A 17,418-nucleotide genomic window follows, 5' to 3' on the forward strand; every position below is an offset into this window, starting at 1 on the left:
AAAAATAAGTATTGGTAGTTATTAATCATAACCTATAATTTTATGGAAAAGGAAAGAACATGGCAAAAGACCATAAATTTCAATTTGGTGAGGATAATTTAACCGCAAGCATAGCTTTGGGTTTGGCCAAGGGAACCATAAAAGGTATTTTCTCAGAAGAGTGCCTTAAAAATGTGAATGCAAGTCACCAACGGGTACAGCGCATTGTGGAAAAAGGCGATACAGTGTATGGCATCAACACGGGCTTTGGTCCTCTTTGTAACACCAAAATTTCCAAGGAGGACACCAAAATCCTTCAATCCAATATATTGCAAAGTCATAGTGTAGGTGTAGGAGAGCCCATTTCCAACGAATTGGCAAAAATTATGCTGATTCTTAAAATCCATGCCCTTGCCAAAGGGTATTCGGGCATTGCCGAAACTACCTTACAACGCATGCTCTGGCATTTGGAAAACGATGCCATTCCCGTAGTCCCATCCCAAGGTTCCGTTGGCGCATCCGGCGATTTGGCCCCACTTTCCCATTTATTTCTTCCGCTTATCGGATTGGGCAAAGTGGAATTTCAAGGAAAAACCATAAAAACACAGGAACTTTTTGAGCAAACCGGATTACAACCATTGGAATTAGGCCCGAAAGAGGGGCTTGCCTTAATCAATGGCACCCAATTTATTGCCGCTCATGGGGTGATGGTCGTTCACAAACTACAACATTGTTTGCGCCATGCCGATATTATCGGTGCTATGATGCTCGAAGGCCTGCAAGGTTCCATGAAGCCATTTTTTGAAGAATTGCACAAACTACGGCCCTTCAAAGGTAATCAGCACGTTGCGGGCAGGATCCGTACCTTGCTCCAAGGTTCCGAGATTTTGGAAGATCATATTGATTGTGAACGTGTACAGGACCCCTACTCCCTTCGCTGTATGCCCCAGGTGCACGGAGCTTCCCGAAATGCCTGGCTCCATCTCAAGGAATTGTTGGAAATAGAACTCAACTCCGTCACCGACAACCCTGTTATCATAAATGATGAACTCACCATCAGCGGTGGAAATTTCCACGGGCAACCTTTGGCCATGGCTTTGGATTACGCAGCTTTGGCCGCTTCGGAAATCGGAAATATCTCCGACCGACGCATTTACCTGGCCCTGGAAGGCAACAGTCCAGGAGTTCCCAAATTATTGATGAAGGATACGGGCATCAATTCTGGCTATATGATTTTGCAGTACACCTCGGCTGCATTGGCCAGTGAGAACAAAAGCTTGTGTTTCCCTGCAAGTGCGGACAGTATCCCAACCTCTTTGGGACAGGAAGACCATGTGAGCATGGGTTCCATCAGCGGTAGAAAAGCACTTAACATTATTGAAAATGTTGAAAAAATACTAGCCATCGAATTGTTGACGGCAGCACAGGCCTTCGAGTACAGAAAACCCTTAAAATCGGGTGTTCTGTTGGATGAAATTCATACATTCCTTAGAACCAAGGTCGCCTTTGCCGAGAATGACCGTGTCTTTGCAGACGATATTGAAAAAGGAATTGAAATCATTCAAAATCGAGAAATCATTGATTTGGTGGAATCGGTAATGAAAGAAAAAGAACTGACTTGGGATGCACCACATCTTGATGAATTTGAAACGTACTGATATGAACAAACCACTCTTAATAGGACCATTCACCCAATTACTTCCCATGACAGGTCTCCCCTTAAAGGGAGCGCTCAAAGATGAGCAACTACCCATTATTGAAAATGGAGGCATTTTAGTGTCTGATGGAAAAATTCTCAAAGTTGGAGTTTTCGATGAAATGAAATCATCCGATGTCGATATTCACCATATCGATGGGAAACATGTTTGCCTACCAGGGTTTGTGGATTCCCATACCCATATTTGTTTTGACGGTACCCGTGCACGAGACTACGCTTACCGAAATGCTGGAAAAACCTATTTGGAGATTGCCAAGGCAGGTGGCGGCATCTGGGACACCGTGACCCAAACGCGAAAGGCATCACAAGAAGAATTGGTTTCAGGTATCATTTCTAGAAGTCAAAAACATTTAAAAAATGGGATAACAACCCTCGAGGTAAAAAGTGGCTACGGTCTTTCTGTGGATGAAGAACTGAAGATGCTACGTGCCATCAAACAGGCCAATGAAACTTCGAGTGTTTCTTTGATTCCAACTTGTTTGGCTGCACATATGAAACCTAAAGATTGGAATCAAAACGAAGCTTATTTAGATGTAATTATCAAAGAATTGTTCCCGATAATCGTAGCAGAAAACTTGGCTCGCCGGGTGGATGCCTTTGTGGAGGAAAGTGCTTTTTCCCCAGAGGAAATCAAACCTTATTTTCAAAAGGCGAAAGAAATGGGATTTGACATTACCGTGCACGCCGACCAATTTACCACAGGAGGAAGTCAAGTAGCCGTGGACTTTGATGCCGTAAGTGCCGACCATTTGGAAGCCAGCACCGAAAAAGAGATTCAATTATTGGCCAAGAGCAATACCATTGCAACAGCATTGCCAGGGGCATCCCTTGGTTTGGGATGTGCCTACACCCCTGCCCGCAAAATTTTGGATGCAGGCGGTGCTTTGTCCATTGCCAGTGACCACAATCCAGGGTCCGCACCTATGGGGGACCTGTTGACCCAAGCCAGTATTTTGGGGACTTTTGAAAAATTGTCGAACACCGAAGTGCTTTCAGGAATCACCTTTAGGGCAGCAGCAGCTTTGCGCATGTCCGATCGAGGAAAATTGGAAGCCGGCGAACAGGCAGACTTTGTGGTTTTTCCAACGGACAACTACCAAGAAATCACTTATCATCAAGGGCAATTAAAGCCAAGCGAGGTTTGGAAAAAAGGAGCTCCTATCCACTAAAAATTTGAATTATGACTGAATTTCAGCAACAGATACTTCAAGGCATCCCCGAACAACTTCCCGTTAAAAAGCCATACCCCCAAAACGGGAATCCAGCCCCAAAACGGAAAGACATCCTTTCCAAAGAAGAGAAAAAATTGGCCGTACAAAATGCGCTACGCTATTTTCCGGAGGCTTGGCACAAAGAACTCGCCCGTGAATTTGTGGAGGAGCTAAAAACCTATGGCCGCATCTACATGCACCGGTTTAAGCCCGATTATGAGATGTATGCCCGGCCCATTTCCGAATATCCTGCAAAAACCCATCAAGCAGCCGCCATTATGCTCATGATTCAAAACAATTTGGACCCTGCTGTGGCACAACATCCCGTGGAACTGATTACTTATGGTGGAAATGGAGCGGTTTTTCAAAACTGGGCACAGTACCTGCTCACCATGAAATATTTGGCAGAAATGACCGAGGAACAGACCCTGCACATGTATTCCGGGCATCCAATGGGCCTATTTCCATCATCCAAGGAAGCGCCACGAGTGGTGGTCACCAATGGCATGATGGTTCCCAACTACTCCAAGCCCGACGACTGGGAACGCTTCAACGCATTGGGTGTGACGCAGTATGGACAGATGACAGCAGGCTCCTATATGTACATCGGACCACAGGGCATTGTTCACGGAACAGCTATCACCGTTATGAATGCTTTCCGAAAAGTATTGGAGAAAAACGAATCCCCCGAAGGCAAGATTTTCTTGACTGCTGGATTGGGCGGCATGAGTGGGGCACAACCCAAAGCCGGAAATATTGCAGGAGCCATTACTATTTGTGCCGAAGTAAACCCCGAAGCTGCCAAAAAACGCCATGCCCAAGGTTGGGTGGACGAGCTCTTGGTGGATTTAGATCTATTGGTAGTTCGCACCAAAGAGGCCGTAAAAAATAAGGAAGTGGTCTCCTTGGCCTACATCGGCAATGTGGTGGATGTCTGGGAACGCTTTTACGAAGAGGATATTTTTGTGCATTTGGGATCGGACCAAACTTCTTTGCACAATCCTTGGGCGGGTGGCTACTATCCCGTTGGCCTTTCTTTTGAAGCATCCAACGCTTTGATGGTTGACAATCCTGAGGCTTTTAAAGAAAAAGTACAAGAATCTTTGCGAAGACAAATCAATGCCATCAACAAGCACACTGCAAAAGGCACCTACTTTTTTGATTATGGAAACGCCTTTTTATTGGAAGTTTCCCGTGCGGGCGGCGATGTGATGGCCGAGAACAATATCGATTTCAGGTATCCATCTTATGTGCAGGATATTTTGGGACCCATGTGTTTTGATTATGGTTTTGGTCCATTTAGATGGGTTTGTACTTCTGGTGACCCCATAGATCTTCAAAAAACAGATGCCCTAGCTCTTGAGGTGATGCAAAGGATAAAATCTGAAGCTCCCGAAGAAATCCAACAGCAAATGCAGGACAACATCAGATGGATTTCGGAAGCGGAACAAAACAAATTGGTGGTAGGTTCGCAAGCTCGAATCCTTTATGCCGATGCCGAAGGGCGAAGCAAAATCGCTGATGCTTTCAACACCGCCATTGCCAAGGGTGAAATCAGTGCTCCCGTGGTATTGGGTCGCGACCATCACGATGTTAGCGGAACCGATTCCCCCTTTCGAGAGACGAGCAATATTTACGATGGCAGCAAATTTACCGCCGATATGGCCATCCAAAATGTGATCGGGGACAGTTTTAGGGGAGCTACCTGGGTATCCATCCACAACGGTGGCGGCGTTGGCTGGGGCGAAGTGATCAATGGTGGGTTTGGCATGGTGCTCGACGGTTCCGAAGAAGCTTCCAGCCGATTGAAGAAAATGTTATTTTTTGATGTGAACAATGGGATTTCCCGAAGAAGTTGGGCTAGAAATAAGGAAGCACGATTTGCCATTGAACGAGAAATGGAGCGCACTCCAAATTTAAAAGTAACTTTGCCTCATCTGGTAGAACCTAATATTTTGGACCACCTTTTTTGACAGCAATGAAAAATTACGAAGCTCCCAAATCTGACCTATGGACAGGTAGAATCTCCAACAAATGGCTCTACTTGCATGAAAAAACACATTGCACATCTTTGGAAGAAGTCCCCGAAGCCCAAAAAAAATCCATTGCGCTTTTGGGCTACGCCTGTGATGAAGGGGTACGCCGAAACCAAGGGCGAGTTGGCGCAATGAATGGTCCGGACACTATTAAAAGTAGTTTTGGAAAAATGCCCAATCACTTGGGTAGCCATGTGCTTTTGCACGATGTGGGTTCCATTACCTGTGATGAAGGGGATATGGAGTCTGCCCAAATGAAGCTGACCGAAGCGGTTAGCCTGCTTTTGGAGAAAAAACAGTTTCCGATTGTTTTGGGTGGCGGACACGATATGGCCTATGGCCATTATAATGGCATCAAAAAATATTTAGATGCAAAAAAAGAAGGACAGACCATCGGCATTATCAATTTTGATGCACATTTTGATTTGCGAAAGAATACGGAGCAGAGCAATTCCGGCACTCCGTTTTATCAGATAGCCAAGGACTGTGAGAAAGAAGGCATCGATTTTAATTACCTCTGTCTCGGTATCCGAAAAGATGCCAACGATAGAAACCTGTTCCAAACGGCTAGGGACCTTGATGTCATCTATGTGATGAACGATACCTTCCAAATTCCCTTACTGGAGGAAATCACAACCTGGATCAATGCCTTTGCCAAAAATGTGGACCACATTTATGTGACCATCGACTTGGATGGTTTTTCCTCGGTCTACGCGCCCGGAGTCAGTGCAGCTTCGCCCATGGGCTTTAATCCATACATAGTTTTGGAGTGTTTAAAAACCATTATCGGTTCTGGCAAATTGATCAGTTTGGATATTGCCGAGATGAATCCAAAATACGACATCGATGGACAAACGGCTAAACTGGCCGCTTCACTAGTGCACCATGTAGCACATAGTATTTCTGGAAGTTGATACTCTTTGCTCTAGGTCAATTGGTCATATCGAGCGGAGTCGAAATATGAGACCAAATATCTAGTTAGAGACTTCTCGACTGCGCTCAAGATAGGCTTTGCGATGAATCTCAAGCAAATTGGAATGAGATGCTGAAGCAAGTTCAGCATGACGTGTATTTTAGATATATCACACTTCGGTTGGTTCTAACGACATCGTCATCAAAAGAGAATTAACCTGTCATTTCGAAATGAGGAGCACCGTGACGATTGAGAAATCTAATTGTCATTCTGTGTCTTACGATTGCGCTCGAGATGACATCCACACTTATCTTTTCACTCCCAACCACAAACAAAAAAAGCCTTCCAAAAGGAAAGCCTTTCATTGGCGAGCATCGGTTTTGATGCTTCAACCTGATTCCAATCATCACGACTGGAATCCAACACAACGTGACAAAGATATGATGATTTTTCGGAAAAAATAATAGCATGGATTGTTGATATTTATTTTTTGGATTATTTCCATTTTATAGGATTATTTCCATAATTTAGCTTTCCTTCAACTGAACAATGGAAAAGACGATTTTGCATCTAGACTTGGATACTTTTTATGTGTCCGTGGAGCGCATCATCAATACAGAGCTTAAAAACAAGCCTTTATTGGTGGGCGGTACCAGCGACCGTGGTGTAGTGGCGGCCTGTAGCTATGAGACCCGTGGATTTGGCGTCCATTCGGGCATGCCCATGAAAATGGCCAAGGAACTTTGTCCCGAAGCCGTGGTCATCCGTGGCAATGCGGGCACCTACAGCAAATATTCGGATGTGGTCACGGAGATTATCAAAGAACATGTACCTGTTTTCGAAAAATCGAGCATTGATGAGTTTTACGCCGATCTATCGGGCATGGACCGTTTTTTTGGCTGCTACAAATATGCCACGGAAATGCGGCAGAAAATCATTCGGGAAACGGGACTGCCCATTTCGTTCGGGCTATCAGTGAACAAAGTGGTTTCCAAAGTGGCGACCAACGAAGCCAAACCCAACAATCAGCTCAAAATCGATTTTGGTCTGGAAAAGCCTTTTTTGGCCCCACTTTCCATCAAAAAAATACCCATGGTGGGCGATAAAACCTATCAAACCCTTCGAAATTTGGGCATACGGCAGGTAAAGACCATTCAAGATATGCCCATGGACATTATGCAACGGGTATTGGGTGCCAATGGTAGACTCATCTGGAAACGGGCCAATGGGATAGACAACACCCCCGTAATCCCATTCCACGATAGAAAATCCATCTCCAACGAACGGACTTTTGACCGGGACACCATCGATGTCATCAAACTTAGGGGCATTTTGATTGCCATGACCGAGAATTTGGCCTACCAACTTCGTCGAGGTGATAAATTGACGGCCTGCGTTGCCGTAAAAATCCGGTATTCCGATTTCAATACCTATTCCAAACAATCGCGGATTCCGTACACGAGCGCCGACCACACCCTTATCCCAAAAATATTGGAGCTGTTCGACTCACTGTACAACAAACGGATGTTGGTGCGCCTCATCGGGATTCGATTTAGTCATTTGGTCTCGGGCAATTACCAAATCAACCTTTTCGAGGACACCGAGGAGACCCTAAACCTATACAAGGCCATGGATTATGTGCGGAACCGATTTGGATGCCGGAGCGTGGTCCGTGCCTCCGCCATGGGCGCAAAGACCATTGGAAGTATGCACAACCCCTTTAATGGGGAACCACCCGTGGTCTTGGCACATCGAAAACAGTAAACAATGAACAATTTCCAATAAGCAATAAACAATTGGACATTGATAATTGATAATTGATAACTGATAATTGAACATTGATAATTGATAACTGACAATTGTATTTAAACTGCCACACATATTACAGTTTACGATTCGGGACCTTTTCGGAGGTGGAGTTGTTGGAATTGGCACAACAGAACCATGTGACCCAACTGGTGCTTACCGACATCAATAATACCTCAGCGGGTTTGAACTTTGTTCGGAAAGCACCGGAATTTGGCATCAAACCCATTTTGGGCATCGATTTTAGAAATGGCACACAGCCCTGCTTTATCGGGATTGCACAAAACAACGAGGGCTATCTGGAACTGAACGATTTTTTGTCCCAACATCTGCATGAAGGAACAAAAATTCCCAACCTGGCTCCAGCTTTTAAAAATGCGTTTGTGGTATATCCGTTTGAACAGGTGCTGCTCAACGAACTGGAACATTTTCAAGACCATGAGTTTGTTGGAATCTCTATCAAAGATCTGCGGAGGCTTCCTTTCTCCAAGTTGGTATTACTCACAACCAAATTGGTAGTACAGCAGCCCGTTACCTTTCGGAACAAACAGGATTTCAACGCACATAGATTGCTAAGGGCCATCGACAATAATCTACTATTGAGCAAACTTCCAAAGGAAGAAGAGGCCAGCGAAGAAGAAAAAATGTATCCCATCCAGAATTTGGCAGCAGCATTTTCGGAGTTTCCCTTTATTCTGGAAAACACCGAAAAACTGCTCAACAAGTGCAGCATCCATTTTGATTTTTCCAAGGATAGAAAACCCCAAAACTTGAAAACGTATTTGGGAAGCGTTGAAGAAGACGAACAGCTCTTGGACCAACTCTGCGCCGAGGGACTCCCCTATCGGTATGAAGAAGTGAACGATTCCATCAAAAACCGATTGAACAAGGAATTGGAACTCATCAAAAAAATGGGTTTCGTTTCCTACTTTTTGATCAATTGGGACATTGTTTCCGAAGCAAGACAAAGAGGATTCTTTTATGTAGGTCGAGGCAGTGGCGCCAACAGCATTGTGGCCTACCTGCTCCGCATCACCGATGTGGACCCTATGGAGCTCGATCTGTATTTTGAGCGTTTCATTAACCTCTATCGAGCCAATCCGCCCGATTTTGACATTGATTTTTCGTGGAAGGATCGCCCTGCCATGACCGAATATATTTTCAAACGTTTTGAACATGTGGCCCTGCTCGGTACCTATGTCACCTTTAAGGAACGGGGGGCGATTCGGGAATTGGGCAAAGTTTTCGGATTGCCACCGCAGGACATTGATTTTTTGTTGACAGGAAGATATGATTTCGACCAACTGGACCATGTATCAAAACTCGTACTGAAATATGGCAGCTTGCTCAAGGGCAAACCCAATTATTTGAGCATTCACGCAGGGGGAATTTTGATCAGCGATAAACCCTTGCATTGGTTTTCGGCCACCCATTTGCCACCAAAGGGGTTCCCCACCACGCAATACGATATGGTCATTGCCGAAGATGTGGGGCTCTACAAATTTGACATTCTGGGACAGCGTGGCTTGGGCAAGATCAAGGAGGCTTTAGAGATTGTTGCTTACAACCAACCCGAAAAATATGGCGCAATAGACATCCACGACATCAAAGGGTTTAAAAAGGACCCTGTAATCAACAACCTGATAAAAACCGCGCAATGCATGGGCTGTTTTTATGTGGAATCACCCGCTATGCGGATGTTGTTGAAAAAATTACAGGTCGATAATTATCTGGGATTGGTGGCCGCCAGTTCCATTATCCGTCCCGGTGTGGCCAAAAGCGGTATGATGCGAGAATATATTTTACGTCATCGGAATAAAGGACGAACCGAGGAAAAGGCACATCCCGTGATGTTGGAAATTATGCCCGACACCTACGGGGTAATGGTCTACCAAGAAGATGTGATCAAAGTGGCCCATCATTTTGCTGGTCTGGACCTTGGCGAAGCCGATGTACTCCGAAGGGGCATGAGCGGAAAATTCCGTTCGCGGGAAGAGTTCCAAAAAGTACAGGACAAGTTTATTTCCAACTGCAGGAAAAAGGGCTACGCGGAATCCCTCATCTCAGAAATCTGGAACCAAGTGGCCAGTTTTGCAGGCTATGCTTTTGCCAAAGGGCACTCTGCCTCCTATGCCGTGGAGAGCTATCAAAGTTTGTTTTTGAGGGCCTATTTTCCTTTGGAATATATGGTGGCCGTGCTCAATAATGGAGGCGGGTTCTACCGTTCGGAATTCTACGTGCACGATGCCCGAATGATGGGTGCGACCATTCATCCGCCCTGCGTGAACAAAAGTATGATCGTCAACCGCATTTACGGCAAGCACATTTACTTGGGAATGATGTACCTACGTGATCTGGAGAGCAGGGTTATGGAACGCATCCTAAAAGAGCGGATGCTCCACGGAAGTTTTTCCTCTTTGGAAGATTTCTTGGACCGAGTATTTATCAGCATGGAGCAACTTTCCATTTTGATCCGTATTGATGCGTTTCGGTTTACGGGGATCAACAAGCACGAACTGCTCTGGAAAGCCCACTTGATGCTCTCCAAGAACGACCGATTGGAACACCCGAAGCTTTTTCCGCCAAGACATCAAAAATTTCAGATGCCCCAGCTCAACACCACAACATTGGAAACTGCTTTTGAGCAATGGGAGCTTTTGGGCTTCTGCCTTTGCAGTCCTTTTGAATTGTTGGAAGAACCACCAAAAAATAGTAACGGACAAAAAGATTTGGAACGGTACCTCAACAAGTACATCGATATTTATGGGTATTTGGTCACGGTAAAAAACACCTCCACCCATCATGGCAAGCGCATGCACTTTGCCACTTTAGTAGACCAGCACGGCGAAGTGTTCGACACGGTGCTCTTCCCACCCGTGGCAGCCAAGTATTATTTCAGGGGAAAGGGCATTTACCGATTTTATGGCAAAGTGGTGGAAGAATTTGGTTTCCTGAGCATTGAGGTCATCAAAATGAAAAAAGAAAACTACGTACAAGACCCTAGATATGCCGATATGAGAATGAGCAAAAAGCTATTTGATTCGAAGAAGTGAACGGAATGCCGTAACTTACCAAGACGAATTGAATGTGCACATGAAAATTAGGATCAAAGGAAATTCCATACGATTTAGATTGACCCAGAGTGAGGTAAAACAACTCTCCGAAACAGGTTCCATCACGGAAACAACCGAATTGATGGGTAATGTTTTTCAGTATCAGGTCAAGCTGATACCAGAAGCAAATCAACTACGGGCATCCTATACCAATCACACCATATTGTTGATGGTTCCAGAAACCGATGGGAAAAATTGGTTCCACAACCATACCGTAGGTTTTGAACACGAAATGGAGCTTCCGAACGGGAAAAAATTACATCTGCTATTGGAAAAAGACTTTACTTGCCTTGAGAATCGGGCAGAAGACCAGTCGGACAACTACCCCAATCCAAAATTGCAATACTGACCACTATGGAGAACAAAACAAAACGGAACATTTCCCTTACCGGAGACATTAAGTTTACTGGGCTTCGCCTTAAGGAACCCATGGAGACCTCAGCTGGACTTCTGGGCGTAAAAGAAGCCCTACGGCACGGTTTTAAGGAAATGGGGATAGTGCGATCCATGCGCAGTTTGCTGGAAATGAACCAAGAGAACGGTTTTCGCTGCCCTAGCTGTGCCTGGCCCGTTCCCGAAAATCCATCAAAAATTGCGGAATACTGTGAAAATGGGGCAAAAGCTCTGGCCGATGAAGCCACCCGGGAACATATCGGCGCCGACTTTTTTGCGGAACATTCCATAGAGAAACTTTCCCGACTCAGCGATTTTGAACTCAACAAATTAGGACGCATCGTAGAACCGATGGTACTAAGACCAAACAGTGTCCATTACGAGGCCATTTCTTGGCAAGATGCCTTTGAATTGATTTCGGAGCAACTCCATCGACTCAAGGACCCAAACGAAGCGATTTTTTATACCTCCGGTAGATCTAGCAATGAGGCTGCCTACCTCTATGGCATGTTTGCCAGAGCTTTTGGCACCAACAACATGCCCGATTGCTCCAATATGTGTCACGAATCATCGGGCGTGGCACTATCCGAAACCTTGGGCATTGGCAAAGGCTCGGTAAAACTGGATGACCTATATGGCGCGGAGGTGATTTTGGTCGTAGGACAAAATCCTGGCACCAATCACCCGAGAATGCTATCCGCCTTGGAAAAATGCAAAAAGAATGGTGGCAAGATCATCAGCATCAACCCCTTGGCCGAAACAGGATTGGTCAACTTTAAAAATCCACAAAGTGTTTCCGACATGTTGGGCAACGGACAGCCCATTGCCGATATTCATTTACCTGTCAAAATCAATGAAGATGTGGCATTGGCCAAACTGATCTTAAAAAAATTGGTAGCGCTGGACGCCAAAAACCACAATGTTCTTGACCATGAATTTATTGTGGAATACGTGGATGGATATGATGAACTGATAAAAGATTTGGATCGCTATGATGTTGAGAGCCTTCAACAAAGGACCGGGGTATATATGCACAAAATTGACAAGGTGGTGGAGCTGTTGGCCGAAAACTCCAAAATCGTCATCTGTTGGGCCATGGGAATCACCCAACATAAAAATGCAGTGGACTGCATCAAGGAATACGTGAATATTTTGCTGCTCAAAGGAGCCGTGGGCAAACCCTTTGCAGGTACTTGTCCGGTTCGAGGGCACAGCAATGTCCAAGGCGACCGCTCCGTAGGCATCATGCACTACGTAAACAAGAGGCTGAACAAAAAAATTCAAGAACACCTCAACTTTGATCCTCCCACCGAAAAAGGGTATGATACGGTGGAGGCCATCGAGGCAATGCACGAAAAAAAGGCGAAGGTATTTGTTTGTTTGGGCGGTAATTTTGTGATGGCGGCTTCAGACACCAAATACACAGCTGAGGCTATTCAAAATTGTGAGTTGACCGTACAAATTAGCACCAAACTTAACCGAAGCCATTTGATAACCGGCAAAACCGCGTTGCTATTGCCCACATTTGGTCGTTCTGAAAAAGATGAGAAAAACGGTGAGCTCCAATTTTTGACCATGGAAAGCAGCACGGGCAAAGTAAGGCAGAGCAAAGGGCTACTGAAACCTACTTCGGAGCATATCAAAAGTGAGCCTGAGATTATTGCGCTCTTGGCACACACCTATTTTAGAGGCAATCACTCCATGAACTGGTATGAATTAGGTCAGGATTACAACCTTATCCGAAAATTGATCGATAAAACCGTGAAAGGGTTCCAGAATACCAGTGAGCAATCTAAAGGGTTTGGATACTACTTGCCCAACAATGTCCGTAACCGAGATTTTAGGATGCTCCCCAATGGCATGGCACAATTGTCCATTACCCCTTTGCCAGACCACCAATTGCAAGCGAATGAATTGCTATTGATGACCATTCGTTCACACGACCAATTCAATACCACGATTTATGGGTTGAACGACCGATACCGTGGCATCCACAACGAACGCCGAGTGGTTTTTATGAATGAAGAGGATATGACCGAAAAGGGGTTGACACAATTGGATGTGGTCAATCTGCACAGCCAATATGATGGTATCCAACGTACCGCAGAGAAATTCTTGATAGTGACCTATAACATTCCCAAAGGGAACATGGCCGCCTATTTTCCTGAGACCAATATGTTGGTGCCCCACAACCATTTTGCCGACAAAAGTCAGACCCCCATCAGCAAATCGATAAGGGTTAGGGTAGAAAAAATTTTGTGATTTACTCCTCTATTTGAACGCTTGGATTCCCGTAATATCTGCACCAGTGATCAATAGGTGAATGTCATGTGTACCTTCATAAGTAATCACACTTTCCAAATTCATCATGTGGCGCATAATACTGTATTCCCCGGTTATACCCATGCCGCCCAGCATTTGTCTTGCTTCCCGGGCTATTTTAATGGCCATTTCCACATTGTTCCGCTTGGCCATCGAAATTTGTGCGGTTGTCGCCTTGCCTTCATTCTTTAATTGTCCCAAACGAAAAGCCAACAACTGGGCCTTTGTGATTTCTGTAATCATTTCGGCCAATTTCTTTTGTTGCAGCTGGAATGCGGCAATGGGTTTTCCAAATTGCAACCGCTCTTTGGCATAGCGCAAGGCCGTATCGTAACAATCCATAGCTGCCCCGATGGCTCCCCATGCAATTCCATATCGGGCCGAGTCCAAACAACCTAGGGGTGCTCCCAAACCATTTTTGCCCGGCAAGAGATTTTCTTTGGGCACTTTTACATTATCAAAAATAAGCTCTCCGGTGGCAGATGCCCTCAGTGACCATTTATTATGTGTTTCCGGAGTGGAAAACCCTTCCATTCCGCGTTCCACAATAAGTCCGTGAATCCTGCCTTCTTCATTTTTGGCCCAAACTACGGCCACATCGGCGAATGGTGAGTTGGAAATCCACAGTTTTGCCCCGTTCAGTACATAATGGTCGCCAGCGTCCTTAAACTTGGTTTCCATTCCCCCAGGATTGGAACCATGGTTGGGTTCGGTAAGACCAAAACAGCCCATCCACTCGCCTGTTGCCAATTTGGGCAAATATTTTTTTCGTTGTTCCTCAGTACCGTAGGCGAATATGGGAAACATAACCAATGAGGATTGCACGGAAGCTGTGGAACGAACGCCACTATCACCACGTTCGATTTCCTGCATAATCAATCCGTAGCTGATCTGATCTAATCCGGCTCCTCCATATTCTTCTGGGATATATGGCCCAAATGCTCCAATTTCGGCCAATCCACCAATGATCTGTTCTGGAAATTCCGCTTTTTGGGCATATTCTTCAATAATGGGCGATATGTCTCGCTTTACCCATTGGCGAGCGGCATCGCGAACCAATTTATGTTCTTCAGAAAGTAAATCGTCGAGATTGTAGTAATCTGGGGCTTCAAATAAATCAGGCTTCATTCGGATTAAATTTTAAGTAAATATAACATTTCATTCGCTTATTGTTACATTTTTAAATAAAATGCTTTGGTCAATGCAATGTATTCTTCTGTGTATTGATGTCTTCCATTTTCTATGACCAAAGTATATATTTTTGGTTCATTATTATTGTGTGAGAATTCCATCAAACTTCTTTTATTATCAACATTCGGATTTCCTTTAACTCTTGTGATTCGGTTCGGGTACAAACCAACATTCTTGGCCATTTCCATAAAAGCCGCCTCTTCCTTAAAAGGAATTATTACTGCAAAAACGCCCTTGTTGGATAGCATTTTTGAGGCTCCAGCAACCAATTCATCAAACGGCAATGAGCTATTTTGCCTCGCTTGGTCACGCGAGACATTACCACTATCCATTTTCTCGGAATAAAAAGGGGGATTAGAGACAATAAGATCATATTGGTCGTCCATCTCGTCTACAAATTCATCAAATCCGGCATGGTAACAAAATAATCTGTCCGCCCAAGGTGAAGCTTCAAAATTATCGACACATTCCTCATAGGCAGCATCATCCAACTCAATGGCATCTATGACTTCAGCCATGGATCGCTGTGCCAATTGCAATGCTATTAAGCCAGTACCGGCACCTATATCCAAAATAGCATTGGGTTCATGATCAAGGCTTGCCCAAGCACCTAGTAAAACTCCATCCGTCCCCACTTTCATAGCAGATTGATCTTGATGGATTGTAAATTCTTTGAATTTGAAAGGCTTCATTGGTCCAAATATAGGTTAAAGTACTGTACCCTATTTACAACCGTCAATTCAAAAGCACCATTTATTAGTTCATAAAGGGCATTCGTAAATTGTTGATGCTTTATAACACTAGGATATGCTTATTTCGTCTCCAATTTTTTGGGGAGAGACCCCATTATTAAAATCATTACCAAATTATTTAAACTTTTGATTATGAAAAAAATCTTTTATGCTTTGCTACTTATGTTAGCTGTTGGGCAAGTAGCCCAAGCACAAGAACAAGGCAAATTCAGAGTTGGACTTGACCTAGGTTATACCATGCCCGATGGTGGGGGCGGCGTTCTCATCGCAGTGGAGCCAAAATACAATATTGCCGACAATATGAATATTGGAATACGTTTTGAATCTGCCGCCATGGCAAAAAATGTAGGCGAAACTGAAGCTGATTTAACTGCAAGTGGAACCTATTCTGGTACATTTGACTACTATTTTAATTCTGGAAGCTCTTCTTTTGCTCCATTTCTAGGTGGTGGTGTTGGATACAGTACTCTTGGCAACTTAAGTTCAAGTGTCGACACAGAACTAGTTGAAGGTTCTGTAGAACTTGAGGTTGACGGAAAATTTGGTGGTCTTATCAGAGCTGGTTTTGAAGCTGGCAAATTTAGATTAGCTGCAACTTATAATCTTATTGGTAAGACTGACTTAGGTGAGGGTCCGGAAATTAAAAACTCATACTTAGGCATATCCCTTGGTTTCTACCTAGGTGGTGGCAAGTGGAAAAAATAAAATTTCGTCTAGTTTTTTTATTGCGAAGAAGGAGGCTGTTTCGGTCTCCTTTTTTTATGACAACCTATCCTAAATACAAATCCACTAGACCTTCGGGCGTTTTTACATGAATAGTTTTGTTTTCACGGTCTATTTTAGTGATAATATCATCGCTTACTGGAATCAATAATTCCTTGTCCCCTTTTTTTACTTCGAACAAATCTTGGGAAGCGCTATCGTTCACGGATTCCACAATACCAATATCTCCGTGCAACTCGTCCATAACAGTAAATCCTACAACTTCGTGATAGTAAAACTTGTTACCTGTAAGCGGTGGCAACATAGTTAAGGGAAGGTAGAGTTCGGAGCCGATTATTTTATCTGCCGTAGGTTCATCCTTCACCTCTTCAAAATCGATACGGAGCAAATTGGATTTATGCAATCGGCATCTATCAATAAAAAATGGAACCAGATTGTTTCCCAATGAAACAAGTACTGATTCCATGTTTTCGTAAATATCGGGCTCATCGGTGTCCAGTTTGACCAACACCTCACCTTTAAAACTATATTTTGAAACGACTTTGCCCAGATAGAAGCAATCTTCCTTGCGCATCGTCTTACGTTTCTATTCTTCTTTGGCAGCTTCTTCCGAGGTGGCTTCTTCAGCTGGAGCTTCAGCAGCAGTTTCTTCTGTTGCAGCTTCGGCGGTTTCCTCCGCAGCCTCTTCCACTACTTCCTCTTCCTCTGGCATTGCAGCGGCAACTCTCTTCTCGTTCACTTCTTTTTCGGCTTCCAATGCTTTTGCTCTAGCTTCTGCTTCGGCTTTGCTCAAACCATCTTTCTTAGCCTGGATCTTTTGTTCTTTCTCTTCCAACCAAGCTTTGAATTTCTCCTCTGCTTGCTCTTCGGTCATTGCTCCTTTACGAACGCCCACTGCTAAGTGGTGCTTCATCATCACACCTTTATAAGAAAGAATAGCTCTAGCTGTGTCCGTTGGCTGCGCACCGTTCTGCAACCATTTTACAGAACCATCGATATCAAGATCAATAGTGGCTGGATTGGTATTTGGGTTGTAGGTGCCCAATTTTTCCAAAAATTTACCATCTCTCTTCGCTCTTACATCGGCAGCGACCACCCAATAAAATGGTTTACCTTTTTTACCGTGTCTCTGAAGTCTAATTTTAACTGGCATATCACATTAATTTGTAGGGTGCCCGACCCTGATTATTAATTCTTTTTAATCGCTTATCGGTTAAGCGGGTGCAAATATACACTTATTTGTTTATAGCGCAGCGTTTAAA

Annotated in this window: 13 protein-coding genes; 9 read left to right on the forward strand and 4 right to left on the reverse strand. The window is 44.4% G+C overall.

Annotated elements, in window-relative coordinates; all coding sequences use genetic code 11:
* Positions 1-59 precede the first annotated feature (59 nt).
* The 8 genes from hutH to ACXAFK_RS15000 all read left to right on the forward strand — a co-directional run bounded on the left by hutH (position 60) and on the right by ACXAFK_RS15000 (position 13,430).
* Positions 60-1,637, forward strand: coding sequence for a histidine ammonia-lyase (hutH, locus tag ACXAFK_RS14965; RefSeq protein WP_474958300.1), 1,578 nt, complete (start codon positions 60-62; stop codon positions 1,635-1,637).
* Between the two features lies 1 nt (position 1,638).
* Positions 1,639-2,865 (forward strand): imidazolonepropionase, encoded by a 1,227-nt coding sequence (hutI, locus tag ACXAFK_RS14970; RefSeq protein ID WP_474958301.1) that lies wholly within the window; start codon positions 1,639-1,641, stop codon positions 2,863-2,865.
* Positions 2,866-2,876: 11 nt separating this feature from the next.
* Positions 2,877-4,880, forward strand: coding sequence for a urocanate hydratase (locus ACXAFK_RS14975; protein ID WP_474958302.1), 2,004 nt, complete (start codon positions 2,877-2,879; stop codon positions 4,878-4,880).
* A 5-nt stretch (positions 4,881-4,885) separates the two neighbouring features.
* The gene (hutG, locus tag ACXAFK_RS14980; RefSeq protein ID WP_474958303.1) at positions 4,886-5,857 is read left to right on the forward strand and encodes a formimidoylglutamase; all 972 of its coding nucleotides are present in this window, start codon (positions 4,886-4,888) and stop codon (positions 5,855-5,857) included.
* 548 nt (positions 5,858-6,405) lie between these two features.
* Positions 6,406-7,620 (forward strand): DNA polymerase IV, encoded by a 1,215-nt coding sequence (gene dinB, locus ACXAFK_RS14985; protein ID WP_474958304.1) that lies wholly within the window; start codon positions 6,406-6,408, stop codon positions 7,618-7,620.
* 95 nt (positions 7,621-7,715) lie between these two features.
* Positions 7,716-10,715, forward strand: a complete 3,000-nt coding sequence (locus tag ACXAFK_RS14990) for a DNA polymerase III subunit alpha (protein WP_474958305.1) — start codon at positions 7,716-7,718, stop codon at positions 10,713-10,715.
* Positions 10,716-10,755: 40 nt separating this feature from the next.
* Positions 10,756-11,124 (forward strand): DUF7009 family protein, encoded by a 369-nt coding sequence (locus ACXAFK_RS14995; protein WP_474958306.1) that lies wholly within the window; start codon positions 10,756-10,758, stop codon positions 11,122-11,124.
* Between the two features lie 5 nt (positions 11,125-11,129).
* Entirely contained in the window at positions 11,130-13,430 is a 2,301-nt protein-coding gene (locus ACXAFK_RS15000; protein WP_474958307.1) for an FdhF/YdeP family oxidoreductase, read from the forward strand.
* Positions 13,431-13,439: 9 nt separating this feature from the next.
* Here ACXAFK_RS15000 and ACXAFK_RS15005 read toward each other — a convergent pair whose 3' ends face one another.
* Positions 13,440-14,618 carry an acyl-CoA dehydrogenase family protein gene (locus tag ACXAFK_RS15005; protein ID WP_224835597.1) on the reverse strand — a complete coding sequence of 393 codons (1,179 nt, stop codon included), beginning with the start codon at positions 14,616-14,618 and terminating at the stop codon, positions 13,440-13,442.
* A gap of 44 nt (positions 14,619-14,662) precedes the next feature.
* Entirely contained in the window at positions 14,663-15,373 is a 711-nt protein-coding gene (locus tag ACXAFK_RS15010; RefSeq protein ID WP_293297011.1) for a tRNA1(Val) (adenine(37)-N6)-methyltransferase, read from the reverse strand.
* Positions 15,374-15,565: 192 nt separating this feature from the next.
* Between ACXAFK_RS15010 and ACXAFK_RS15015 the strand changes: the two genes are divergently transcribed.
* Positions 15,566-16,138 (forward strand): hypothetical protein, encoded by a 573-nt coding sequence (locus ACXAFK_RS15015; RefSeq protein WP_474958308.1) that lies wholly within the window; start codon positions 15,566-15,568, stop codon positions 16,136-16,138.
* A gap of 64 nt (positions 16,139-16,202) precedes the next feature.
* Here the strand turns inward: ACXAFK_RS15015 and rimM are convergent, their stop codons facing one another.
* Together rimM and ACXAFK_RS15025 are read right to left on the reverse strand one after the other, a co-directional pair.
* Positions 16,203-16,730: a ribosome maturation factor RimM gene (rimM, locus tag ACXAFK_RS15020; protein ID WP_474958309.1), complete on the reverse strand. Its 528-nt coding sequence runs from the start codon at positions 16,728-16,730 to the stop codon at positions 16,203-16,205.
* A 12-nt stretch (positions 16,731-16,742) separates the two neighbouring features.
* Entirely contained in the window at positions 16,743-17,309 is a 567-nt protein-coding gene (locus ACXAFK_RS15025) for a 30S ribosomal protein S16 (protein ID WP_224835601.1), read from the reverse strand.
* Between the last annotated feature and the right edge of the window lie 109 nt (positions 17,310-17,418).

The organism is Flagellimonas sp. ABD4_174 (assembly GCF_056160185.1).